Annotated in this window: 23 protein-coding genes and 3 pseudogenes; 20 read left to right on the top strand and 6 right to left on the bottom strand. The window is 63.6% G+C overall.

Annotated elements, in window-relative coordinates; genetic code table 11:
• The first annotated feature begins 90 nt into the window (after nucleotides 1-90).
• From rpoZ to ACVWW3_RS13600, 15 genes and pseudogenes are all read left to right on the top strand, one after another.
• A complete protein-coding gene (gene rpoZ / locus ACVWW3_RS13670; RefSeq protein ID WP_024512695.1) occupies nucleotides 91-483 on the top strand; it encodes a DNA-directed RNA polymerase subunit omega in 393 nt (130 codons plus the stop codon).
• 208 nt (nucleotides 484-691) lie between these two features.
• Nucleotides 692-2,979: pseudogene (locus tag ACVWW3_RS13665) on the top strand (RelA/SpoT family protein).
• Nucleotides 2,980-3,024: 45 nt separating this feature from the next.
• On the top strand, nucleotides 3,025-3,777 hold the full coding sequence (locus tag ACVWW3_RS13660) for a pyridoxine 5'-phosphate synthase (protein WP_456649615.1): 753 nt from the start codon (nucleotides 3,025-3,027) through the stop codon (nucleotides 3,775-3,777).
• Entirely contained in the window at nucleotides 3,774-4,193 is a 420-nt protein-coding gene (gene acpS / locus ACVWW3_RS13655) for a holo-ACP synthase (RefSeq protein WP_456649616.1), read from the top strand. The genes ACVWW3_RS13660 and acpS overlap by 4 nt, the downstream gene beginning before the upstream one ends.
• A 250-nt stretch (nucleotides 4,194-4,443) precedes the next feature.
• Nucleotides 4,444-5,208 (top strand): signal peptidase I, encoded by a 765-nt coding sequence (lepB, locus tag ACVWW3_RS13650; RefSeq protein WP_247349463.1) that lies wholly within the window; start codon nucleotides 4,444-4,446, stop codon nucleotides 5,206-5,208.
• A complete protein-coding gene (rnc, locus tag ACVWW3_RS13645) occupies nucleotides 5,205-6,041 on the top strand; it encodes a ribonuclease III (RefSeq protein WP_456649617.1) in 837 nt (278 codons plus the stop codon). The genes lepB and rnc overlap by 4 nt, the downstream gene beginning before the upstream one ends.
• Entirely contained in the window at nucleotides 6,031-6,957 is a 927-nt protein-coding gene (gene era / locus ACVWW3_RS13640) for a GTPase Era (RefSeq protein WP_456671987.1), read from the top strand. The genes rnc and era overlap by 11 nt, the downstream gene beginning before the upstream one ends.
• A 21-nt stretch (nucleotides 6,958-6,978) precedes the next feature.
• The gene (locus ACVWW3_RS13635; RefSeq protein ID WP_247349460.1) at nucleotides 6,979-7,359 is read left to right on the top strand and encodes a hypothetical protein; all 381 of its coding nucleotides are present in this window, start codon (nucleotides 6,979-6,981) and stop codon (nucleotides 7,357-7,359) included.
• A 90-nt stretch (nucleotides 7,360-7,449) separates the two neighbouring features.
• On the top strand, nucleotides 7,450-8,202 hold the full coding sequence (gene recO, locus ACVWW3_RS13630; protein ID WP_456649618.1) for a DNA repair protein RecO: 753 nt from the start codon (nucleotides 7,450-7,452) through the stop codon (nucleotides 8,200-8,202).
• Nucleotides 8,203-8,302: 100 nt separating this feature from the next.
• Nucleotides 8,303-8,587 (top strand): hypothetical protein, encoded by a 285-nt coding sequence (locus ACVWW3_RS13625; RefSeq protein ID WP_456649619.1) that lies wholly within the window; start codon nucleotides 8,303-8,305, stop codon nucleotides 8,585-8,587.
• Between the two features lie 61 nt (nucleotides 8,588-8,648).
• Nucleotides 8,649-10,908: pseudogene (parC, locus tag ACVWW3_RS13620) on the top strand (DNA topoisomerase IV subunit A).
• Between the two features lie 32 nt (nucleotides 10,909-10,940).
• Nucleotides 10,941-11,177 (top strand): outer membrane protein, encoded by a 237-nt coding sequence (locus ACVWW3_RS13615; RefSeq protein ID WP_456649621.1) that lies wholly within the window; start codon nucleotides 10,941-10,943, stop codon nucleotides 11,175-11,177.
• Nucleotides 11,178-11,282: 105 nt separating this feature from the next.
• Nucleotides 11,283-12,827 carry a GMC family oxidoreductase gene (locus ACVWW3_RS13610; RefSeq protein WP_456649622.1) on the top strand — a complete coding sequence of 515 codons (1,545 nt, stop codon included), beginning with the start codon at nucleotides 11,283-11,285 and terminating at the stop codon, nucleotides 12,825-12,827.
• A 1,033-nt stretch (nucleotides 12,828-13,860) separates the two neighbouring features.
• Nucleotides 13,861-14,145 (top strand): hypothetical protein, encoded by a 285-nt coding sequence (locus tag ACVWW3_RS13605; RefSeq protein ID WP_247444282.1) that lies wholly within the window; start codon nucleotides 13,861-13,863, stop codon nucleotides 14,143-14,145.
• A gap of 203 nt (nucleotides 14,146-14,348) precedes the next feature.
• The gene (locus tag ACVWW3_RS13600; protein WP_456671986.1) at nucleotides 14,349-14,471 is read left to right on the top strand and encodes a hypothetical protein; all 123 of its coding nucleotides are present in this window, start codon (nucleotides 14,349-14,351) and stop codon (nucleotides 14,469-14,471) included.
• A 91-nt stretch (nucleotides 14,472-14,562) separates the two neighbouring features.
• Here the strand turns inward: ACVWW3_RS13600 and ACVWW3_RS13595 are convergent, their stop codons facing one another.
• Nucleotides 14,563-14,919 (bottom strand): hypothetical protein, encoded by a 357-nt coding sequence (locus tag ACVWW3_RS13595; RefSeq protein ID WP_354051670.1) that lies wholly within the window; start codon nucleotides 14,917-14,919, stop codon nucleotides 14,563-14,565.
• Between the two features lie 662 nt (nucleotides 14,920-15,581).
• Between ACVWW3_RS13595 and ACVWW3_RS13590 the strand changes: the two genes are divergently transcribed.
• Together ACVWW3_RS13590 and ACVWW3_RS13585 are read left to right on the top strand one after the other, a co-directional pair.
• The gene (locus ACVWW3_RS13590; protein WP_456649624.1) at nucleotides 15,582-15,905 is read left to right on the top strand and encodes a GYD domain-containing protein; all 324 of its coding nucleotides are present in this window, start codon (nucleotides 15,582-15,584) and stop codon (nucleotides 15,903-15,905) included.
• 109 nt (nucleotides 15,906-16,014) lie between these two features.
• Nucleotides 16,015-16,164 (top strand): hypothetical protein, encoded by a 150-nt coding sequence (locus ACVWW3_RS13585; RefSeq protein WP_247349445.1) that lies wholly within the window; start codon nucleotides 16,015-16,017, stop codon nucleotides 16,162-16,164.
• 5 nt (nucleotides 16,165-16,169) lie between these two features.
• Here the strand turns inward: ACVWW3_RS13585 and ACVWW3_RS13580 are convergent, their stop codons facing one another.
• The 3 genes and pseudogenes from ACVWW3_RS13580 to ACVWW3_RS13570 form a co-directional block, all read right to left on the bottom strand.
• Nucleotides 16,170-16,529: a DoxX family protein gene (locus ACVWW3_RS13580; protein WP_456671985.1), complete on the bottom strand. Its 360-nt coding sequence runs from the start codon at nucleotides 16,527-16,529 to the stop codon at nucleotides 16,170-16,172.
• A 463-nt stretch (nucleotides 16,530-16,992) separates the two neighbouring features.
• Nucleotides 16,993-18,382 (bottom strand): annotated as a pseudogene (gene chrA, locus ACVWW3_RS13575) (chromate efflux transporter).
• The gene (locus tag ACVWW3_RS13570; RefSeq protein WP_456649626.1) at nucleotides 18,382-19,200 is read right to left on the bottom strand and encodes a chromate resistance protein ChrB domain-containing protein; all 819 of its coding nucleotides are present in this window, start codon (nucleotides 19,198-19,200) and stop codon (nucleotides 18,382-18,384) included. Before ACVWW3_RS13570 ends, chrA begins: the two are co-directional and overlap by 1 nt.
• Nucleotides 19,201-19,397: 197 nt before the next feature.
• Between ACVWW3_RS13570 and dmeF the strand changes: the two genes are divergently transcribed.
• The 3 genes from dmeF to ACVWW3_RS13555 all read left to right on the top strand — a co-directional run bounded on the left by dmeF (nucleotide 19,398) and on the right by ACVWW3_RS13555 (nucleotide 22,238).
• Nucleotides 19,398-20,366, top strand: a complete 969-nt coding sequence (gene dmeF, locus ACVWW3_RS13565; RefSeq protein ID WP_456649627.1) for a CDF family Co(II)/Ni(II) efflux transporter DmeF — start codon at nucleotides 19,398-19,400, stop codon at nucleotides 20,364-20,366.
• 79 nt (nucleotides 20,367-20,445) lie between these two features.
• Nucleotides 20,446-21,276: an N-acyl homoserine lactonase family protein gene (locus ACVWW3_RS13560; protein ID WP_456649628.1), complete on the top strand. Its 831-nt coding sequence runs from the start codon at nucleotides 20,446-20,448 to the stop codon at nucleotides 21,274-21,276.
• 83 nt (nucleotides 21,277-21,359) lie between these two features.
• Nucleotides 21,360-22,238, top strand: a complete 879-nt coding sequence (locus ACVWW3_RS13555; RefSeq protein ID WP_456649629.1) for a DMT family transporter — start codon at nucleotides 21,360-21,362, stop codon at nucleotides 22,236-22,238.
• On the opposite strand, the gene ACVWW3_RS13550 is transcribed toward ACVWW3_RS13555, so the two are convergent.
• Together ACVWW3_RS13550 and ACVWW3_RS13545 are read right to left on the bottom strand one after the other, a co-directional pair.
• Complete coding sequence (locus tag ACVWW3_RS13550) at nucleotides 22,235-22,426, bottom strand: hypothetical protein (protein WP_247349438.1); 192 nt, start codon at nucleotides 22,424-22,426, stop codon at nucleotides 22,235-22,237. The two genes, ACVWW3_RS13555 and ACVWW3_RS13550, sit on opposite strands and share 4 nt — an antisense overlap.
• A 32-nt stretch (nucleotides 22,427-22,458) precedes the next feature.
• Complete coding sequence (locus tag ACVWW3_RS13545) at nucleotides 22,459-23,616, bottom strand: MFS transporter (RefSeq protein WP_456649630.1); 1,158 nt, start codon at nucleotides 23,614-23,616, stop codon at nucleotides 22,459-22,461.
• Nucleotides 23,617-23,743 lie beyond the last annotated feature (127 nt).

Raw genomic sequence — 23,743 nt, 5'->3', positions numbered from 1 at the left:
TACAAATTGGCCTTGCGAAACCGTCCCGGCCCCTATAACTAGCGCCAATCATCCACATATTTCGTCCCACCCACAACGGAGCGACAGTCCATGGCTCGCGTCACCGTAGAAGATTGTATCGACAAGGTCGACAACCGGTTTGACCTGGTCCTGCTGGCCGCCCACCGTGCCCGCATGATTTCGTCTGGTTCACAACTAACGGTTGACCGCGATAACGACAAGAACCCTGTTGTGTCTTTGCGTGAAATTGCTGACTCGACCATCTCGCCGGAGGACCTCCGCGAGGAGCTGGTGCACTCGCTGCAGAAGTTCGTCGAGGTCGATGAGCCGGAGCCGGACACTGTGCCGCTGATCGGTTCCGCCGGTGCAAGCGTAGACGCGGACGATACCGAAGTCGCGGTCGAGCGCATGACGGAAGAGGAGCTCCTGAAGGGTCTCGAAGGCCTCGCGCCACCCGAGGAGCAGCCCGAGGAGGACGAATAGATCGTCCCGTCGCAGTCATCGACTTCTTGTGATCTTGTCAAAGGCCCGAACCGTTGTTCGGGCCTTTGCTTTTGTTGGCGTTTTCGTGGTTACCATAGTGTTGTCGGTTCGCGCGGGGCCCTGTCACCGAATTGATCGGACACGCGCGCGATCGGAGCTAAGATGTATGCAACGGGCTGCTTCGTGGCCCGTTTGAAGGCAGGACGGCATGGTATATCGGCGTCGCACACAAACGCAGATGCAGGCCGCAACCGAATCGGTTGCCGTGGCCCCGACTGCGCCGGTGGCGCGTCCGGCGAAGTCCCGCGCGCGCATGATGCGTCAATACGACCTCGTCGAGCGCGTCAGGTCCTACAATCCCAACACTGACGAAGACCTGCTGAACCGCGCCTATGTCTACGCCATGAAGGCGCACGGCTCGCAGACCCGCGCCTCAGGCGACCCGTATTTCTCGCACCCGCTCGAAGTGGCGGCGATTCTCACCGATCTGAAGCTCGACGACGCAACCATCGTGGCTGCGTTGCTCCACGACACGATCGAGGACACCGAAGCGACGCGGGCCGAGATCGACCAGATCTTCGGGCCCGAGATCGGCGCGCTGGTCGAGGGCCTGACCAAGCTGAAGCGGCTGGAGCTGGTGTCGCGGGAGGCCAAGCAGGCCGAGAATCTGCGCAAATTGTTGCTGGCCATTGCCGACGACGTCCGCGTGCTGCTGGTGAAGCTCGCCGATCGCCTGCACAACATGCGCACGCTGGACTTCGTGCCGACGGAATCGCGACGGCGCATCGCCGAGGAGACGCTCGACATCTATGCGCCGCTGGCCGGGCGCATGGGCATGCAGGAAATGCGCGAGGAACTGGAGGATATGTCCTTCCGGACTCTCGATCCCGAAGCCTATTCGGTGGTGATGCAGCGGCTCGATGCGCTCGCCGAGCGCAACCGCAATCTGATCGGCGAGATCGAGGCGCAGCTTTCCAACAATCTGCGGCACAGGGGCCTTGGCGCGCGGGTCTATGGCCGCAGCAAGAAGCCGTTCTCGATCTGGACCAAGATGGAGCGCAAATCGGTCGGATTCGAGCAATTGTCCGACATCTTCGGCTTTCGTCTCGTCGTCAACGACATCGAGTCCTGCTATCGCGCGCTCGGCATCGTCCACACCACCTGGCCGGTCGTACCGGGGCGTTTCAAGGATTACATCTCGACCCCGAAGCAAAACGACTACCGCTCGATCCACACCACCGTGATCGGCCCCGGCAACCAGCGCGTCGAGCTGCAGATCCGCACTGAGGCGATGGACCAGATCGCCGAGCGCGGCATCGCCGCGCACGTGTTCTATAAAGAGGGCGCCGGCTCGCCGACCGAGTTCCTCAAGCGCGAGTCCAACGCGTTCGCCTGGCTGCGCCACACCATCGGCATCCTCTCCGAAAGTGCGAACCCGGAGGAATTCCTTGAGCACACCAAGCTCGAGCTGTTCCACGACCAGGTGTTCTGTTTCACTCCGAAGGGCAAGCTGATCGCGCTGCCGCGTCATGCCAATGTGATCGACTTCGCCTATGCCGTGCACACCGACGTCGGCAACAGCGCAGTGGGCTGCAAGATCAACGGCCAGTTCGCGCCGCTGTCATCGGAGCTCCAGAACGGCGACGAGGTCGAGGTGCTGACCTCGGAAGCGCAAGCGGCGCCGCCGTCCGCCTGGGAAACGCTCGCGGTCACCGGCAAGGCGCGCGCCGCGATCCGCCGCGCCACCAGGACTGCGGTGCGCGATCAATATGTCGGTCTCGGCCGGCGCATCGTGGAACGCCTGTTCGAGCGCGCCAAGATCGAATACGCCGACGACAAGCTCAAGGGCGCGCTGCCGCGGCTCGCGCGGACCTCGATCGAGGACGTCATGGCGGCTGTGGGGCGCGGCGAGATCAAGGCCTCCCACGTCGCGCGTGCGATGTATCCCGACTACAAGGAGGAGCGCATCGCGCGCTACGGCGTCAAGAAGGGGCTTGCCGCCAAGTTCAAGGAGAAGTCGTCGGAACCGCCGCGCAGCTCGGTCGCGATCCCGATCCGCGGCATCAATTCGGACCTGCCGGTGAAGTTCGCGCCGAACGGCGGCGCCGTGCCCGGTGACCGCATCGTCGGCATCGTCACGCCGGGCGAGGGCATCACCATCTACCCGATCCAGGCGCCTGCCCTGAAGGATTTCGAGGAAGAGCCGGAGCGCTGGCTCGACGTCCGCTGGGACATCGAGGACTCCGCGCCGCAGCGCTTCCCGGCCCGCATCAGGGTCGAGAACGTCAACGAGCCCGGCGCGCTGGCGCAGATCGCGACCGTGATTGCCGAGCACGACGGCAACATCGACAACATCAGCATGCAGCGCCGCTCACCGGACTTCACGGAGACGACGATCGATCTCGAAGTCTACGATCTGAAGCATTTGAGCGCGATCCTGGCCCAGCTGCGCGCGAAGGCGGTGTCGTCGCCCGCGTCGAACGTGTTAATGGATAGACGCCTTCTGGCTTGGTCTGTCCCTATGGTTCCGTGAGTCCTGAAATGCCTGCACCTCCGCTCCGCCTCGGCGTCAATGTCGACCATGTCGCGACCCTGCGTAATGCGCGCGGCGGCCGCAATCCAGATCCGGTACGCGCGGCGCTACTGGCGATCGAGGCCGGCGCCGACGGCATCACCGCTCACTTGCGCGAGGATCGCCGGCACATCCGCGACGAGGACATGGCGCGGCTGAAAGCCGAAATCTCCAAGCCGCTCAATTTCGAGATGGCGGCGACCGACGACATGACGCGCATCTCGCTCGCCACCAAGCCGCACGCGGTGTGCCTCGTGCCGGAGCGGCGCCAGGAGGTGACGACCGAGGGCGGGCTCGACGTGGTCGGTCAGCACAACGCGCTGGCGCCCTATATCGCGCGGCTGAACGATGCCGGCATCCGGGTGTCGCTGTTCATCGCCGCCGATCCCGCCCAGATCGAGATGGCGGCGCGGCTGCGCGCGCCCGTGATCGAGATCCACACCGGCGCCTGGTGCGACGCCGTCGTCGACGGCCACACCGACAAGGCCGAGGCCGAATGGCGGCGGATCGTGGCGGGCGTAAAGCTGGCGAAGCAAGCAGGGCTGGAGATTCATGCCGGACACGGGCTCGACTATGCCACGGCGGAGACGATCGCCGCCCTGCCGGAGATCATGGAGCTCAACATCGGCTACTACATGATGGGCGAAGCGCTGTTCGTCGGTCTCGCCGAGACGGTGCGCAACATGCGCGCAGCGATGGACCGCGGCCGGAGCCGGGCATGATCATCGGCATCGGCTCCGATCTGATCGACATCACCCGCGTCGGCAAGGTGATCGAGCGCCATGGCGAGCGCTTCCTCGGTCGCATCTTCACCGCGGCCGAGCGAGCCAAGGCGGAGCGGCGCGCCAAGAACGAGAAGATGGTTGTGGCGACCTACGCCAAGCGGTTCGCCGCCAAGGAGGCCTGCTCCAAGGCGCTCGGCACCGGCATCAGGCGCGGCGTGTGGTGGCGCGACATGGGGGTGGTCAACCTGCCGGGAGGACGGCCAACCATGCAATTGACGGGCGGGGCGCTGGCCCGGCTCCAGGCCCTGACGCCGGAGGGGTTCGAAGCACAGATCGATCTGTCGATCACCGATGACTGGCCGTTGGCCCAAGCCTTCGTCATCATTTCCGCCGTGCCGCTGGCCACACCCTGACGGGTCTCCCACGATTTTATAATTATCATTAAAAATCAAACACTTATCCAGTTTTGATGCGTTCCTTGATTGCGTGGCCTCCGACAACCGTCTAAAAGTCCGCGGACGCAAATCAGCCTGGGCGAATTCGGCTTTACGCCGGAATTGGCTCTCATTATCAGAATCAGGACAATCTCCTTGGGACGCGAACCGACGGGCCGTTCGCGGGAGGGGGGCGCGCTGTGGACCGCCGGCCGGAATTGAGAGAGCAATGAGCGTGACTTCAGGGACCAAAACTGAGACCGGCGTGGGCGAAACCATCCGGGTCGTAATCCACGCCCTCTTGATCGCGCTCGTGATCCGCACCTTCCTGTTCCAGCCGTTCAACATCCCATCCGGCTCGATGAAGGCGACGCTGCTGGTCGGCGACTATCTGTTCGTCTCGAAATATTCCTACGGCTACAGCCACTACTCGATCCCGTTCTCGCCGCCGCTGTTTTCGGGGCGGATCTGGGGCTCGGACCCGAGCCGCGGCGACATCGTCGTATTCCGCCTGCCGAAGGACGACTCCACCGACTACATCAAGCGCGTGATCGGGCTTCCCGGCGACCACATCCAGATGCGGGACGGTCTGCTCTACATCAACGACACGCCGGTCGAGCGGCAGCGCATGAGCGAATTTGTCGGCGAGGATCCCTGCGGTTCGGAAGGCGGCGGCGTCTCCCGGGTGAAGCGTTGGAAGGAGACGCTGCCGAATGGCGTGTCCTATGAGACGCTGGACTGCGCCGACAACGGCTACGTGGACAACACCAACGTCTATACCGTGCCGACCGGCCACTTCTTCATGATGGGCGACAACCGCGACAACTCCACCGACAGCCGCTTCCTCGGCCAGGTCGGCTACGTGCCGCAGGAGAATTTGGTCGGGCGCGCGCAGATGATCTTCTTCTCGATCGCCGAAGGCGAGCATGCCTGGATGTTCTGGCGCTGGCCGTGGGCGGTGCGCTGGAATCGCTTCTTCAAAATCGTCCGATGAAAGACGAAGTCAAGGACATCGCGACCCACCCGACCGAGGCGCAAGCGGGCCCCGAGGGCGAAGCTGCGACCAACACCCTTGAAATCAAGACGCCTGCAAAGAAGAAGCGGGTGCGGAGCAGCAAGACCAAGGGCCCGGATGCGAACGCGGCGCTCGAGGCCCGCATCGGCCACAGTTTCGCCGATCCGAACCTCTTGATGCAGGGCATCACGCATGTCTCGGCGCTGAAGTCCGGGCGCAAGCGTGGCGACAGCTATCAGCGGCTGGAATTCCTCGGCGACCACGTGCTCGGACTTGTCGTCTCCGACATGCTCTATCACGCGTTCCCGAACGCCGACGAAGGCGAGATGTCCAAGCGACTTGCCGAACTGGTGCGCAAGGAGAGCTGCGCCGACGTCGCCAAGTCGCTCGGTCTGCTCGACGACATCAAGCTCGGCTCGGTCGGTCCTGGTGCCGACGCGCGCCTGCGCAAGAGCGTGCTCGGCGACATCTGCGAGGCCGTGATCGGCGCCGTCTTCCTCGACGGCGGCTACGCGGCGGCGTCCGAGTTCGTCAAGCGCAACTGGACCGAACGCATGCACAAGCCGCGGCGTCCCTTGCGCGATCCCAAGACCGTTCTGCAGGAATGGGCGCAAGGCAAGGGACTGCCGACGCCGGTCTACCGCGAGGTCGAGCGCACCGGCCCGCATCACGATCCGGAGTTTCGTGTCGCGGTGGACCTGCCGGGGTTGGCGCCGGCCGAAGGCACCGGCGGCAGCAAGCGCGCAGCGGAGAAGGTAGCGGCTTCAGTGATGATCGAACGCGAAGGTGTTGGCGGCGGCAATGACGGTTGAATCAAGCGGCGGGGCGCCCGCCGCAACGAGCTGCGGCTTTGTCGCGCTGATCGGCGCCCCGAACGTCGGAAAATCCACGCTGGTCAATGCGCTGGTCGGGGCCAAGGTCACGATCGTCTCGCGCAAGGTGCAGACCACGCGGGCGCTGATCCGCGGCATCGTGATCGAGAACAACGCGCAGATCATCCTGGTCGATACGCCCGGCATCTTTCTGCCAAAGCGCCGGCTCGACCGCGCCATGGTCTCGACCGCCTGGAGCGGCGCGCATGACGCCGACCTCGTCTGCGTGCTGCTGGATGCCAAGGCCGGTATCGACGAGGAAGCCGAGGCGATCCTCACCAAGGTCGCAAGCGTCAAGCACGAGAAGATTCTGGTCATCAACAAGGTGGATTTGGTCCAGCGCGAGAAGCTGCTGGCACTGGCGCAGGCGGCCAACGAGCGCATGGCCTTCGCGAAGACCTTCATGATCGCGGCGATCTCCGGCGACGGCGTCGACGACCTCAGGCATACACTGGCCGAGATCGTGCCGCCGGGGCCGTTTCTCTATCCCGAAGACCAGATGTCGGACGCGCCGATGCGGCAGCTTGCGGCCGAGATCACGCGCGAGAAGATCTTTCGCAAGCTGCACCAGGAATTGCCCTACCAGTCCACGGTCGAGACCGACAAGTGGGAGGAGCGCAAGGACAAGTCGGTCCGCATCGAGCAGACGATCTTCGTCGAGCGCGAGAGCCAGCGCAAGATCGTGCTTGGCGCAGGCGGCGCGACGATCAAGTCGATTGGCGCGGACTCGCGCAAGGAGATCGGTGAGATCCTCGGTGTGCCGGTGCATCTGTTCCTGTTCGTCAAAGTGCGCGAGAACTGGGGCGATGATCCCGATCGCTACCGCGAGATGGGCCTGGAATTTCCCAAAGAATAGCCAAGAAAAGATCGGTCACCGATGAGCGTACCCGGCAACGTACGGCGCTTCGAAGCGTTGCTCTATGCATCCTTGATGCTGGATGCCCTGTCGGTCGCGGTGCAGGACCGCACACCGAATGCCGAGATGACCGAGCAGATGATCATGACGGCGACGCTGCTCGCCGGCGGCATGATCCTGCTGCTGGTCTATTTCGTCTGGCTCGCTGCACGCTGGCGCAAGAACTGGCCGCGATGGGTGCTGGCGGCAGCGCTCGTGCTGTCGGTGATCTCGCTCGGCCAGATCATCGGCGAGAAGGGCATGGAACTCGACAGCGCCATCGAGATCGTCTCCTGCGTGCTGACGGCGATGGGATTGTATTTCTCGTTCAGCGGAGATGCACAGGGTTGGTTCAACGCGTGAGGATTCGCCGCTTTGCGCGGTTGATCAAATTGGTGGGCACGCTTCGCTTTGCCGACCCTACGATCGCCTGAAATGCGCTAGACTCCGCACATGGAATGGACCGACGAAGGCATCGTGCTGGGCGTGCGGCGGCATGGCGAGAGTAGCTCCATCGTCGAGCTGCTGACGCGTGCGCACGGCCGCCATCTCGGTCTCGTCCGCGGCGGCGCCGGCTCGCGGATGCGGCCGCTGCTGCAGCCGGGCAACAGCCTCAGCGTGGTGTGGCGGGCGCGGCTCGACGAGCATCTCGGCACCTATGCCATCGAGGGCCTCAAGCTGCGCGCGGCGACGCTGCTGACATCCCCCCACGGCGTCTATGGCATCACCCATCTCGCCTCGATTGCGCGGTTGCTGCCGGAGCGCGATCCGCACGAAAACATCCTGGCGCAGCTCGAGCATTCGCTCGACGATTTCGACGACATCGGCGGCGCCGCCGTGCACCTGATCCATTTCGAGCTGGCGATGCTCGCCGAGCTCGGCTTCGGGCTTGCGCTGGAAAACTGCGCGGTAACCGGGGAGACTACCGACCTGATCTATGTCTCGCCGAAATCAGGCGGCGCGGTGTCACGCGGCGCGGGCGAGCCGTGGCGGGATCGGTTGTTGCGGCTGCCGCCGTTTTTGCGTCGTGGCGTAGCCGCGAGCGACGTCACCGACCAGGATCTTCAGGACGGCCTTCGGTTGACCGGGCTGTTCCTGCTGCGCCATGTGCTGGAGCCGCGGGGGCAGGGCCATTCCGACGCGCGGGCAGGCTTCATCAACGCGCTGACGAGACAGCAGGCGAAGGCCGCGATTCCCGCGTCATGAGGCTGGCGCGGCTCTGCATTGCCCCAATAGGCCAACCGTAATTGGAACCAAATTGGGTTTCCTGGACTTGCCCTCGGGGTTCCAACCGGGGATAAGCCTCATGCTGATCAAGGGATTTGTGATATCGGCGGCGCTTGTCACGCTGGCGCCGGACGCCCTCGCAGGCGAGCAACCCGGCGTCTTTCGCCGCGCCTCCTGCACCGTTGTCAGGTTCTATGTGGCTAAATATTCCGCTGTAGCAGCAGAGGCATGGGCGCGATCCAAGGGTGCGACGGAGGCCGAGATCGAGACGGCGCGGCGGTGCCTGACCAATGCCCCGGCCACCACGCAGGCTAAAAACGCGCAACCCACCCAGACCTTCACCGCAGGCTGGGCCGGCCAGTAGGCCGCCCACAGGGAACCAATCGATCCTTGCCCGATTCGCTTCCACGGTTTAACCGGGCGGCATGGGAAAACGATTGATTCCGCCGGAGGAACCGGCCGAAATTCACGACGTGCCGCTGCGTGAGGCGCTGGAAGAGCGCTATCTTGCCTACGCGCTTTCCACCATCATGCACCGCGCGCTGCCCGATGCCCGCGACGGCCTGAAGCCGGTGCACCGGCGCATCCTCTACGGCATGCGCCTGCTCCGGCTCGACCCAGGCACGGCGTTCAAAAAATCCGCCAAAATCGTCGGCGACGTGATGGGCTCGTTCCATCCGCATGGCGACCAGGCGATCTACGACGCCATGGTCCGCCTCGCGCAGGACTTCTCCTCGCGCTATCCGCTTGTCGACGGCCAGGGCAATTTCGGCAATATCGACGGCGATAATCCCGCTGCCTACCGCTACACCGAAGCACGCATGACCGACGTCGCGCGGCTTCTGCTCGACGGCATCGACGAGGACGGGGTCGAGTTCCGCCCTAATTACGACGGCCAGTCGAAAGAGCCCGTCGTGCTGCCCGGCGGCTTCCCGAACCTGCTCGCCAATGGCGCGCAGGGTATCGCGGTCGGCATGGCGACCTCGATCCCGCCGCACAACGCCGCCGAGCTCTGCGAAGCCGCGCTGCATCTGATCGAGAAGCCCGACGCGAAATCCAAGGCGCTGCTGAAATGGGTCAAGGGCCCGGATTTCCCGACCGGCGGCATCTGCGTCGATTCCAAGCAGGCGATCGCTGAAGCCTATACCACCGGCCGCGGCTCGTTCCGCGTCCGCTCCCGATGGGAGCAGGAAGAGGGCGCACGCGGCACCTGGGTGGTCGTTGTCACCGAGATACCCTTTCTGGTGCAGAAGGCGCGCCTGATCGAGAAGATCGCCGAGCTGCTGGACCAGAAGAAGCTGCCGCTGGTCGGAGACATCAGGGACGAGTCGGCCGAAGACGTCCGTATCGTAATCGAGCCGAAGTCGAAGAATGTCGATCCAGCGCTGATGATGGAATCGCTGTTCCGGCTAACGGAGCTCGAAAACAAGATTCCGCTGAACCTCAACGTGCTGATCAAGGGCCGCGTGCCCAAGGTGGTGGGACTCGCGGAGTGCCTGCGCGAATGGCTTGACCATCTGCGCGACGTGCTGATCCGTCGAACCAACCATCGCAAGGCCGAGATCGAGCGCCGGCTGGAGATTCTCGGCGGCTTGCTGATTGTCTATCTGAACATCGACGAGGTGATCAGGATCATCCGCAACGAGGACGAGCCGAAGCCGGCGCTGATCAAGGCGTTCAAGCTCACCGAAGTGCAGGCTGAAGCCATCCTCAACATGCGGCTGCGAAGTCTGCGCAAGCTCGAGGAAATGGAGATCCGCAGCGAGGACAAGGATCTGCGCAAAGAGCTGAAGGGCATCGAGGAATTGCTGGCGTCCGAACCCGAGCAATGGAAGAAGGTCGCCGAGCAGGTTGGCAAGGTCCGCGACATGTTCGGGCCGAAGACCGCGCTCGGCAAGCGCCGCACCACCTTTGCGGACGCGCCCGAGCACGATCTCGCCGCCATGGAGGAGGCCTTGGTCGAGCGCGAGCCGGTGACTGTCGTCGTCTCTGACAAGGGCTGGATCCGCACCCTCAAGGGCCATGTCGAGGATCTCTCGGGGCTGGCCTTCAAGCAGGACGACAAGCTCGGGTTCGCGTTCTTCGCGGAAACGACCTCGAAGCTGCTGCTGTTCGCCACCAACGGAAAATTCTACTCGCTCGACGTCGCAAAACTTCCGGGCGGCCGCGGTCATGGCGAGCCGATCCGCCAGTTCATCGATCTCGAGCCGGAGGCCGCGCCGGTCCACGCTGTTCGTCAACAAGGGCGGACGCAAATTCCTGGTCGCGAGCCACGAGGGCCAGGGCTTCGTCGTCAACGAGGACGATTGCGTCGGCACCACCAAGAAGGGCAAGCAGGTCCTCAACGTGGACATGCCGAACGAGGCGTGCGCGATCACCGAGGTGCTCGGCAACACTGTCGCGGTGATCGGCGAGAACCGCAAGATGCTGGTCTTCCCGCTCGACCAGACGCAGGAGATGCCACGCGGCCGCGGCGCACGACTGCAGAAGTACAAGGACGGCGGCCTTTCGGACATCGCGGTGTTCGACGCCAAGGCGGGGCTGACCTGGAAGGATTCCGCTGGCCGCGAATTCTCGGCGACGATGAAGGAACTGGCCGAGTGGCAAGGCACCCGCGCAGACGCCGGCCGGCTGGCGCCGAAGGGTTTCCCGAAATCGAACAAGTTCGGCAAGGTGATCGGGTAGCTCGACTTTCAAACGAGAGGTGCGGGGCCGCTGTGATCGAGACGGCGCGCAATCATTTCGGGATGGCCGCCGGCGCCGGTGTCGAGACCTTCCTCGGCAACTCGAACTGGATCGGCCGCATCGAATATCTGCACTACGATTTCGGCACAGTAGAAGCGACCAGCACCATCACGACCACGGAGCCAGGCGGCATGCCCACCAGGGATCGAGGCGGCCGGCAGACCATCGATACCGTTCGCGCCGGCCTGTCCTACAAGTTCACGCCGTAGAGCCCGGCTCAGATCACCCCGCCCAGCCCGCCGCCTCTCGCGCCGGTTTGCGCGGTCTGATACCGTCCGCCATCCCGGTTTTCTGGAACGTTGAGAAGTAGCGCGATGTACGATGTCATTGTTGTCGGCGGCGGCTCCGCCGGCGCCGCTGTTGCGGCACGGCTCTCCGAAGATCCTGCGTGGCGCGTCCTGCTGCTGGAGGCGGGTCTCGACTGGCGCGCCGACGAGGCGCCCTGGGAAGTGATGACGCCAAATCCCATCCCGATCATCCACAAGCGCGAGTACCAGGAGAAATGGCAATGGCCTGATCTGCTGACGCGCCGGGTGGCGGGGCAGGAGCCGCGCTTCTACTGGCGCGGCAAGGGCCTCGGCGGCTCGTCGATGATGAACGGCCAGATCGCCATCCGCGGCGTCGCCGATGCGTTCGACGAATGGGCCGCCAATGGCTGCACCGGCTGGTCCGCGAAAGAGGTGATGCCGTTGTTCTCGGTGATCGAGGATGATCTGGAGTTCGGCGACGCAGCGGGCCATGGCCGCGGCGGACCGCTGCCGGTCTATCGGGCGCCGCCGGACAAATGGGGCCCGATCGATCGCGGCTTGCGCGATGCGGCGCTGGCGAGCGGCTATCCCTGGTGTGCCGACGTCAATGGTCCCGACGGCGAGGGCGTCGCCTGCTATCCCATCAACAGCCGGGACAGCCGCCGCATCACCACCAATGAAGGTTATCTCGAGCCCGCGCGGAGCCGCGCCAATCTGGAGATTCGCGGGCACGCACTGGTCGATCGCGTGCTGATCAGCGACGGCCGGGCGACCGGCCTTCGCGTTCACATCGAGGGGCAGGGCACCAGCGAGATCAGCGCGCGCCAGATCGTGCTCTGCGCCGGTGCCATCCACAGTCCGGCGATCCTGCTGCGCTCGGGCATTGGACCTGCCGATGAGTTGAAGGCGATGGGAATCGCGGTCGAGCGCGACCTGCCGGTCGGCCGGCACTTCTTCGACCATCCGCTGTTTCGCGCCACGGTCCAGCTCCATGAAAACCTGCGGCCGAGCGATCCCGACACCCGCCATACCAATTGCTGCGTGACCTATTCGTCGGGCCTTGGCGATGGCGGCAAACGGGACATGATCCTGATCGCCTTCAACCACCGCGGCATCGGCGTATCAGGAGCGATCGGCGCCGGGCTGTTCAATGCGTATTCTCGTGGAACACTTAAACTGGCCTCGACCGCCCCCGCGATCGATCCTGTTGTCGAGGAGAACATGCTGGCCGATCCCCGCGACATGCTGCGCATGATGGATGCGGTGAAACGGCTGGCCGTGATCACCTCCCAGCCGGCGCTATCAGGCATCGCCGACCGGATCCGGCTGGCGGACACCGATCTGACGCTGCCGCAGGCAGCCGCGCTGCCGGATCGTGAGCTCGATGCGCTGCTGCGGCGTGAAACCGGCGACATCCAGCACGCCGCCGGCAGTTGCCGCATGACCGGCTTCAAGCAGGCCGACGGCGTGGTCAACCCTGATGGTACGGTGAAGGGCATCGCGGGCCTGCGCGTCGCCGACGCCTCGATCATGCCGTCGGACTGCCGCGCCAACACCCACTTCACGACGGTGATGATTGGGGAAGCGATTGCGCGGATGATGAGGCGGTAGTTCTGCTGCGTCAAACCACTCTTCTCCTCATCCTGAGGAGCGCGGAACGCGCGTCTCGAAGGATGGCCTCGGGCAAATATCCGGGCCTTCATGGTTCGAGACGCGCTTCGCGCTCCTCACCATGAGGGTCTTATGACGCAGCAAGATTCAGCCGTTTCTCTTCAATTCACATTTCAAACAGCAGCCACGCCATCGCCTTCTCGCGGCATGTTGTGCCCGAGGTTTACTGTCCGTTTCGCGCCACCTTCAAGGAAAGGGCGCAGGGAAGGCCGGGCGCCGGCGGGCACCCGCAAGGTCCGTGCGCCATAGAAATGCACACGGGGTGGACCGCAGGTTCGCCGGATCGCCCGGCCTTCCCTGCGCGATGGTTTTAACGTGTCCTTCGTGCTCTCCCCGGGGAGCGATGCACTATTGCCCCCGTCGCCCTGCGGATAGCTGATGCGCGCGCCCGGTCGGGCCGCCTCATCACCGCAGGACTTGACGCACAGACCCCGGGCGTCAGGACCACACGACTTGTTCGTCCGCGCACGTCTTCGCTGGGACTTCGAGTGCTGGCGTGTGCTCACACCCGAAGCCATGCGAAGACGCTGTCGGCGTCGTGTCGTCGGCGCGAAGCGATTGCTCACAGCCGAAGCCGCCCTGCAATGCCTGTTACGCCCGACGCCGTCGCGTCCATCGCTGCCCAGCCCGCGGTTCGTGACGATCGCGATCCGCCCCTTGTCTCGGGCCAGGGTGTTTTGTCTGTACGATAAATCAGAAATTCGGTAAAGTGGAATATTTTGCGAGATGGGCTTGACAGGCGGTGTGGCGGAAGTGGTCGCGACTGTTTTGCCCGACGGGACGGGGAGGCGAGGGTGACGGCTTTCGCCCAAAGGGCGCGTGCTGAGAGACGGCAGCTTCCGAGGGCAGAGCGGAAGTCGTTCGGCGCGGTCATCATCGACCGGTTGTGACCCGAAGCAGACATTGAAGGACTGATCTTGCAAACCAGCCGCGTCGAGTCACTGCAGTCGAGCCAGGCAGTCTTGGATTTTCCATGGCGGCGGCATTGGGTGCGAGCAACACCGCCCGCACCATGGCACTTTATGCCTGTGCGAGAAGCACGGCTTTAGTGATCGCGAGCGCGGTCCCATTTATTACGGGGTCAACTGGATGGCTCCAAGCCGTCGCATGGAGCATGATCATCGTTCAGGCCGGTGATGCCGTCATAGGCGGGACGATCAAAGATCCGATGAAAACCTATGGTCCTGCAGGCACTGCTCTACTGAACCTCGCGGCAGTGATTTGGCTGATCCAAGCCGTTCGATTCGGAGCTAGCTGATTGCAGACGATCAGGTGTGGTCCTGGCCCATCGGTGGCGACCCGCTTCATTAAAGTCCGCTAATCGAGGCATGGCGGACTAGATTAGCGCAGGTTGAGTATTTCGGATTTTGACCCCTTGCGGACATTTGAGGCCGCCGCAGTTGGCGGCCTCTTTCATGACAGCCTTGCCCCACGCGGCGCGCGGCCTTCCCCGGCTGCCAAATGATCTTCGATGTTATCGGCGATCTCCTCGCAGACCGACGCCAACGCAAGCAGTTCGGTTTTAACGAGACGATCGTCGGCCTGCTCGACAAGTTTCAGACACGTGACCGCTTGATCCCGTAGATAGATAAGCCAATCATGTATGCCGAACACGGTACCGTTAAGCTTGGAGTGGTGACAGTCCATGGTGGAGCTTTCACTAGAACTTCCCGCTTTAGGCCGTCTTGGCGAACATCGTGAGCACACCGTCGGCGATGTTGATGGCAACAACCTGCGACGAGCTCAAGCCCTTCGCTTTAAGCGCAGATACTGCCGCCGGTGCCGCGTCAATGGACTTCCGAAGTGATTGCAAATCTTCTTCGCTTGTCTGCGCGACGATTTCATCGACCTTTGAGCGAACCGCAGGTTGCAATTGCTTGATGTCGACTACCTGTATGCTTCGAATGACCGTGTCGGACTGAGCAGGCGGTTCCTGCGCTCTGGGTTGCGGGGACGCTCCTTGAGCCTGCACGAAAGCGGTCATCCCAAGCGAGAGTGCTGCAATAATGACGGATGCAGTAATGATGCGCATGGTTATTCCTTTCCTCAGTTTGGGAACCAAACGCACTATCCACGAAGTTTGGTTAGCGTTGGATTCTCTCGTGGCCGTTCGGTGAAACCAATGCGGCAGTAACAGTTCCCCGGCCCACAATGATGTGCGTGCGGGCAGAAAAGTTTGGCGGATAGGCGAGCCACTTCCGCTGCGGCCTAAGCAGAAGAACGTAACAACCACTCATGTCGGCTATTGAGGGCGGAAGCTGGCGAACATCGCGCCAGGCTGCGTCGACCGCTTCTGGCCCATCACGTTGGCTGGCACAGCGCAGCGACATGTCCGGAGCGAGAGGTACAGCGGAAGTAGTCCCACTCGGGTCCGACCGCCACCTTTGACCCAGATCCGACAATAGTTTGGCTCGAGGGATGGCTGATGCAGGTAAATCCCGCTGACACTTGGCGGTAGGACTAGCGAATCAGATTCTTTTGGCGCGCGACAGATCTTTGATGTAGGCTGTTTATTCAGCCGCGAGCGGGCAGTGCCGAAGGTCCGTTTATTCTCAGCGGCATGTTGCCCACGGCGGGGTATATGGTCTTTCGCTCAACGCGGTTATGACCGCCTATTTTTTTGAGCCCGATATAAATCTTGCGCTTTAGTGACCTGAACATTCTCCGACAGGAGGAAGTCACCATGCATTTTGTATGACGGGGCAATACACACCAAAATCCCTCAACAGCATTATGGACAAGCCTGGGACCAATCGCGTGGAAGCGGCCAACAACCTCATCGAAGCCGCCGGCGGGAAACTGATCTCAATGTATAGCACCGCTTCTGAAGGTCCGGGCGTCCTGGTGATTTTTGATGTGCCCGATCCCAGTGCGGCACCGGCCATTTCCGGTACCGTGGTGGCATCCGGCGCCATCCACAATGTAAACCTCGTCAGGCTTTGGACGCAGGACGAAATTGCCAAGGTCCGCCAAACTGTAAGCCAGCTTCGGGGCAAGTACTCCCAGCCTGGCAGTTGAGGGAGATACACGACGCCGCAGGAGCGCGCCGATTGCCGCCTCGGTCCCGTTAAGTAGCATTTGAAGTAGCATTTGCCGATTCAGAACAGATATTTTTGATGAGGTCATCATGCCGGAGACATTTGAACTATTGCTGTGGTGTGCCGCGCTTGCGACGTGGCTGATGCTTCTCTTCGCGATCGTGAGCGAGGCACTCAAGCCGCTATCAAAGAGCATCCGCCGACTGATCGAGGAGGCTTTCAAGGTCAAGGTGAAGTGATCGGGCTACATTTTTCGGTCGAAACTGAAGCGGCCCGCCCCAGTGACGAAGATCAACATCGCGCCTCCCATGATCGAGATGTTCTTCAGAAAATGATTGTATTGACCAATCTGCTGCGCACCGGATGGATACTCCCAGTAGCGGTGTGCAATAGCGGTTGCCACCAGTACGAACATAAATGTCAGCACTGCGCAGAAGCGCGTACCGATGCCCAATACCAAACTAACGGATATCAATATTTCCAGTGCGATGTTCGTCGCCGTGAACAGCTCGGGTGCTGGAAAAAAAGGTTCAGCGACCTGGAGTAGCCGACGGAGCCGCTGAAGTTGAATATTGCTCCGTAGGCGCTTCCGACGAATACCCACGCAAATAGGATGCGACCGACCAAGATCAGTGCATCAGCTTTACTTGTGGCGAACTCATCTACCGGCCGTGAGTAAAAATTGGATTTCATTGGCAAAGCCTCCGTTGTTGTCCAACACGGCTGAAAACGTTTACGGCTGAGAGTAACCTATCACGAATAGCGGAATGGCATGAAGCGGCTCTACCAGCTCTTCGGCGCACTGCAACCGCTTCGTCGTTCGTCTGCCAATGGCCGTCAGCGAACGTCCGGGCGGTTGGCCGCCTCTTGTTTTCGGAAATGTCGCCTATTGGCCCATCGCGTCGGTTGGCGCAGTGCAGCGACAGGTCCGGAGTCAGGGGTTAGACCGGACGTCTCGAAGGCAGGGATTGAGCGACGTGAATGGCCCAAGGCCGCCATGCAACCCTGACGGCTTAACGATGCCTTTCAATGGCAAACCGGATGCGACGAACCTATGAGCCGGCTCCCTAGATCACCCCCGCCAGCCGCAGCGCCACGCCCGCAGCGCAGCTGCCGGCGAGCACCGTGAGCATGCCCAGCTTGAACCGGAAGAGCGCGGTCGCGGCCGCGATCGACAGCACGAGCGCGGGGATGTCGACGCTCGTCAGCACCGGCATGTCGAAGGCAAACGGGAAGGCGTGCACCGGCACGGTCTCGCGGAACAGTGTGTGCAGCGCGAACCAGATCGAGAGGTTGAGGATCACGCCGACGACGGCGGCCGTGATCGCGCTGAGCGCGCCGGCAAGGCCGGTGTTGCCGCGCAGCCGCTCGATGTAGGGGGCGCCGACGAAGATCCAGAGGAAGCAGGGTGTGAACGTGACCCAGGTGGCGAGCAATCCGCCCAACGTAGCCGCGAGCATCGGCGACAGGCCGCTCGGATCGCGGTAGGCCGCCATGAAGCCCACGAACTGGAGCACCATGATCAGCCCCCGGGCCCGGCGTGGTCTCGGCCATGCCGAGGCCGTCCAGCATCTCGTGCGGCTTGAGCCAGTGATAGTGCTCGACTGCCTGCTGGGCGACATAAGCCAGCACCGCATACGCGCCGCCGAAGGTGACAAGTGCCATTTTTGAGAAGAACAGCGCGATGTGACTGAAGACGTTGTCTTGTCCAACAGCGAGCAGCAGCGCGATTACCGGCACCAGCCAGAGCGCTAGCCACAGCGCACCCACGCGAATCGTGCGGGCGGTGTCGGGTCGGACGTGATCGGGCACGGCTCCGCCGAGCATGCTGTCGACCAAGGCGCTGCTGCCGCCAGGGCCGTGACCGGCCGCAGCGAATTCCGGACGGCCCTGCCTGGCGCCGACATAGCCAATGATGCCGGCGGCAATGATGATGATGGGGAAGGGGACCGCGAAAAAGAAGATTGCGACGAAGGCAATCGCGGCGAGCGCGATCATGATGCGGTTCTTCAGCGCGCGCTTGCCGACGCGCACCACCGCCTCGACGACGATGGCGAGCACGGCGGCTTTCAGCCCGAAGAACAGCGCCTCGACGAAGCTGACATTGCCATAGGCGGCGTAGACGTAGCTCAGGCCCATGATGGCGATGATGCCGGGCAGGATGAACAGCCCGCCCGCCATCAGCCCGCCGGCGGTGCGGTGCATCAGCCAGCCGATATAGGTTGCGAGCTGCTGCGCCTCGGGGCCCGGCAGCAGCATGCAGTAGTTCAGCGCATGCAGGAAGCGGCCTTCGGAGATCCAGTTCTTTTCCTCGACCAGGATGCGGTGCATCACCGCGATCTGGCCCGCGGGTCCGCCAAAACTCAGGCAGGCGACGCGGAGCCAGACGCGAAAGGCTTCACCGAAGCTGATGCCGTGACCGGCATCAGCTCCTGTTTCGATAGTACGTCTATCCATTACGCCTTCACCTTGTTGGTCGGCCAGTTGTGGGTCTCAGCCGTGGCATCGCGGCACCAGCGGTAGAACGCGTCGTAGAGCAGCATGCCGGCCTCGAGCTGTTCGAGATCGTCGTCGTACATCCGCGACAGCCCGAGCGATGCCGCGAGCAGGCCGGGGGCCTCCGGTGCGAGGTCGGGCCGCGCCGTGTCGGCGCCGCGCACCAGCGTTGCCAGGCGAAGCAGAGCCGGTGCCGCGATCCCGAATTCCTCGATCATCACGTCGAAGGTGCAGAGCTCGCCGCGGTGGCTCCAGAACACGTTCTCGATGTCGAAGGGGGCTGCCTTGAATCGCTCGCCGACGGCGACCACTTCGGGGGGTGCCACGAACAAGAATACCGCGTTGGGATCGACGAAGCGGCGGATCAGCCAAGGGCAGGCGATGCGGTCGACCTTGGGCCGCGCACGAGTCACCCAGACGGTGCGTCCCTTGGCGTCGCGCGGCGGCAGCTTGCTTGTGTCGAGCAGCGGCAGGTTTGCCTCCTTCCAGCCCTCGAAGCCGCCTTCCAGCGTCTCGGCCCGGACCCCAAGCTGCCTGAGCCAGGCCGCCGTGCCCTGTGCGAGCTTTGCGCCGCGCAGGCAGGAGACGATCGCGGTGCGGCCAGCGAATTCGCCGCCCCATTCCGCAACATTGTCGTGGCTGAGCTTGATCGAACCCGGGATCAGCCGCCGGTCGGCGGCAAAATCCTCGTCGGTGCGCACGTCGATCAGGACCGGGGCATTTGCCGTGCCGATCAGCCGTGCCAGTTTTTCAGATGATATCGTCGTGTAGGAAGACATGATGCGCCCTCGTAAAAAACAACGGGACGCGATACTTGGGCATGTCGCCTCGTGGGGAGATCGCTCAAATCCCCATGGACTTCATTACACCGAAACCGTGCCGACCTGTCAATCGGCCCGTTTTCGCCAATTTTGCCGGGAAGACCCGCGGGTCTATATTGCGGGTCAACGGACCGGACCTTATCGGAGAATTCTCGATGCATTCCCATTCCATCGAACAATGGACCCATGACCACGCCTTTCTGGGCGACAAGCACGACGAGAACGAGCGGCGCACCTGGCTCGTCGTCGTGCTGACGCTGGTCATGATGGTCGGCGAGATCGTCGCCGGCTCGCTGTTCGGCTCGATGGCGCTGCTCGCCGACGGCTGGCACATGGGGACGCACGCGGCGGCGCTGGGGATTGCGGCGTTCGCTTATCGCTTCGCGCGGCGGCACCTCGGGAATTCGCATTTCACCTTCGGTACCGGCAAGTTCGGCGATCTCGCCGCCTTCGCCAGCGCGATCATTTTGGGTTTGATCGCGGTCGAGATCGCCTATGAGAGCGTGCTGCGACTGTTCACGCCGGTGCCGATCGTCTATGGCGAGGCGATTGCGGTCGCCGCGCTCGGCCTTTGCGTCAACCTCGCCAGTGCGTGGCTCTTGCGCGACAGCCACGATCACCACCATCACGGCCATGCGCATGATGACCATGAGCATCATGATTACGGCCACGATCATGATCATCATGATCGCCACCACCACCACGACAACAATCTCCGCGCCGCCTACGTCCACGTCATGGCGGATGCGGCGACCTCGGTGCTGGCGATCGCCGCGCTCGTGGTCGCCATGTATTCGGGATGGGTCTGGGCCGATCCGGCCGTCGGCCTGATCGGCAGTGCCGTGATCGCAAGCTGGGCGTTCGGCCTGATCAAGACATCCGGCGCGGTGCTGCTCGACGTGCGCGCCGACGAGAAGCTCGAGCGCACCATCCGCGCGCGAATGGAAGTCGGCGACGACCGCGTCACCGATCTGCATCTGTGGCAGGTTGGGCCCGGCCATTGCGCGGTGCTGCTCTCGGTGGTGTCGGACCAGCCGAAGCAGCCGGCCGTCTACAAGCGGCGGCTCGCCGGCCTGAAGGGGCTGAGTCACGTCACGGTCGAGGTCGAGACCTGCCCGCATTGATGATGGCTTTGCGGGAATTCTGGGTACCGGCCGGGGTTGATCCACGATCACAGCCGACCTGGCTGCCAGGGAGGAACGAATGATGCCAAGGATCAAGCTCGCTCTCGCCGTCGCCGCACTGGCTCTGTCCGGTCATGCGGCGCTGGCGCAGTCGGAAAAGACCGGTGTCGAAAAGCTCTACGTCCTCAATTGCGGGGAAGGCACCGCCGGCGACATCTCGCGCTGGACGCCCGGCCTGAACGAGGGCAAGACGATGGACTTCGTCGATAGCTGCTATCTCATCAAGCACACCAAGGGCTGGTTCCTGTGGGACACCGGCATCGCCGACGCAGTCGCGGCGATGCCAAATGGCTTGCCGCCCGCCGATCCCAAGGCCGTCGCCTGGCGGCGGCCGAAGACGCTTGCCGCCCAGCTCGACCAGATCGGCGTCAAGCCCGCTGACGTCAAGGTGATGGCCGTCTCGCACACCCATCCCGACCACATTGGCAATGTCGAGCTGTTTCCGCAGGCGACGCTCTACGTGCAGAGGACCGAATATGACTGGCCCGGCGCCAACAACGAGCCGCGCTTCAAGCCGTCGCATCCGGTCGAGCTGCTTGCGGGCGACAAGGACGTGTTCGGCGACGGCAGCGTGACCATCCTGTCGACGCCCGGCCATACGCCGGGACACCAGTCGCTGCTGGTGAAGTTGCCGAAGACCGGCGCGGTGGTGCTGTCCGGCGATGCGGTGCACTTCAGGGATAATTGGGACCACCGCCGCGTGCCCAGCATGAACGCCAACAAGGACCAGAGCGCGGCCTCGATGCAGAAGATCGCCGACACGCTCGGCAAGGAGAAGGCGCAGCTCTGGATCAACCACGACAAGGCTCAGCGCGACAGCCAGAAGATGGCGCCGGAGTTTTACGACTAGCTTCCCGCAACGTCCCTGTTGCCACTACGGTGGCAGCAGGGACGTGCTAGCGCCCTCAACAAGCTCCGCAACGGGAGACGTTTGTGGGAGAATGGGCCGGGGTCGCGATCGCGCTGGTATCGAGCAGTCTCGGCGGCACGGCCGCGGCGATCACCCGCTATCTCGTTAGTGGCGCCGATCCGATCTTGCTCGCAATCCTGCGCTGGGGGATCGGCTTTCTCTGCCTTCTTCCGTGTGCGCTGATGCTCGGCGTGCGCTGGCCGCAGCGGTCCGACTGGCCGGCCGTGACGCTGCTCGGCATCTGCTTCTTCGGGCTGTTCTTCATCCTCTACAACATCGCGGTGTCCTACACGACCGCGGCGCGGGCCAGCCTCGCTCTCGCGACGCTGCCGCTCCACACCATGGTGGTCGGCGCGATCCTCGACGTGGAACGCCTGACGGCGCGCAAGATCACAGGCGTCGGCATCGCCGTGCTCGGCGTGGCGGCGGCGCTGGCCGCGGGTCTGGCGCAGAGCCCGCCGGGCGCGTGGCGTGGCGAGTTGATCATGACCGGCGCCGTGTTCTGCATGGCGTTCTACAACGTGCTGTCGCGGCCGCTGATGCAGCGCTCGAGCCCACTCGGCTTTCTCACCGTCGGCATGGGCGCGGGCGCCGCCGTGCTGGTGCTGGCGGGCTTCGTGAAGGGCAGCTTTGCCGCGCTTGATCACTTCACGATGGGGCAGTGGATCGCCGGCATCTATCTCGGCATCGGCGGCGGCGCGCTCGCCTTCATCCTCTGGGTCATGGCGCTGGCGCGCGCAACGCCGACCCGCGTCGCCAATACGATGACGGTCAATCCGATCGCCGCCACCCTGCTTGCCGCGCTGCTGATCGGCGAGCCGATCACACCCAATCTACTGATCGGGCTGATTGCGGTGTTCGCCGGCATCTGGATCGCGACCAGCGATGCCAAGGCGGCTTAGCTCCGCGGTGCGGTCACGGCGGGCGGACTTGCTTCGGGCGCCTTCTTCGGCTTCAGGGAGCCGGCATAGAACGAGATCAGCCACACAAGAATGATGGCGAGGAGATAGACGCCCCAAGCCTGCGGCGGCGTGGTCGCCCAGCGCAAGAGGCCTTTGAATGTGCGGGGCGGGCTTGTGTCTTCGGTCATGCTTCGCTTGTGCGCGAAAGCTCCGGCCCGCGTCAATCCGGCCGCGGTTGCGCGCGGATCATGAACAGCGCGGCCAGCGCCGAGAGGCTGAGCGCGGAGGAGACGATCAGCACCTTGGTGCCCATGACGTCGATGAGCAGGCCGAAAGCCAGCGGCGCCACGGCCTGCGCCATCCGTGCCGGCGCGCCGATGATGCCGAGGCGATAGCCAAAATCCTTCGGGCCGAAGATCGACAGCGGCAGCGTGCCGCGCGCGATCGTCAAAATGCCGTTGCCCGAGCCGTGGAGCAGTGCAAACGCGCTCGCTGCGGGAGCGCCGAAGATGGCGAGAACGGCCGCGCCGAGCGGATGGGTGAGGCAGGCGAGCCGGGTCGACCACAGCGGATGGAAGCGACTGAGAAAACCCGCTTCGAGAATGCGCGCGGCCACCTGTGCGGGGCCGATCAGCGCGCCGGCCGCGATCGCCTCGACATGCGTCGCGCCCGTTGCCTCCAGCAGGCGCGGGAAATGGACGGCCATCGCGCCGGTGACGGTCCAGACCGCCGCGAAGACGAAGGCGAGCAGCACCATGGTGCGGTTGAGCGGTAGATGCGACTTCTCGGCCGTCGCCGCGGCCTGCCTGGCGCCCTTGATCGCCGGCAGCATGAAGAAGTTGAGCGGCAATCCGATCAGGATATTGGCGGCCGCCCAGGCAAAGCAGGTCTCGCGCCAGCCGAAATGCGACAGCCCCCAGGCGGTGAGCGGCCAGCCGACCGTCGATGCAAAGCCCGCCATCAGCGTGATGCCGGTGATGGGCCTGCGCGCCTCGGTGCCGTAGATGCGGCCGAGCGCGGCGAAGGCGGCGTCATAAAGCCCCGTCGCCATGCCGATGCCGAGCACGAGCCAGGCAATCGCCATCACCGCCACCGATTGCGAGAGGCCCAGCAGGACGAGGCCGGCGGCGATCGTCAGGTTCGAAACCGAGAGCACTTGCCGGCCGCCGACGAGATCGATCTGTCGCCCGATGCGCGGGCCGAGCATCGCCGAGATCACCAGCGAGGCCGAGAACGCGCCAAAGATCCAGTTGGAGGAGACGCCGAGGTCGCGCGCCATGGGATCGGCGAGCAGCGCCGGCAGATAGTAGCTGGAAGCCCAGGCCAAGGTCTGTGTGGTGCCGAGCGCCAGGATGATCGGAAGCTGGCGCTGGCTCATGTCCCTGTATGTCTTGTCAGCGGTGTCATCGATTCCATTTGCAGCCGGCGACGAGAGCGCGTCAACAGCGTCCGTGACATATTCGATCTGCTGTGGATGGGAGCCTTCATTGCACGCGTTCGCGCGG

It is taken from the genome of Bradyrhizobium sp. LM2.9 (genome assembly GCF_054056555.1).
Note: the sequence above shows the minus strand (reverse complement) of the source record. Positions and strands in the feature narration are given on the sequence as shown.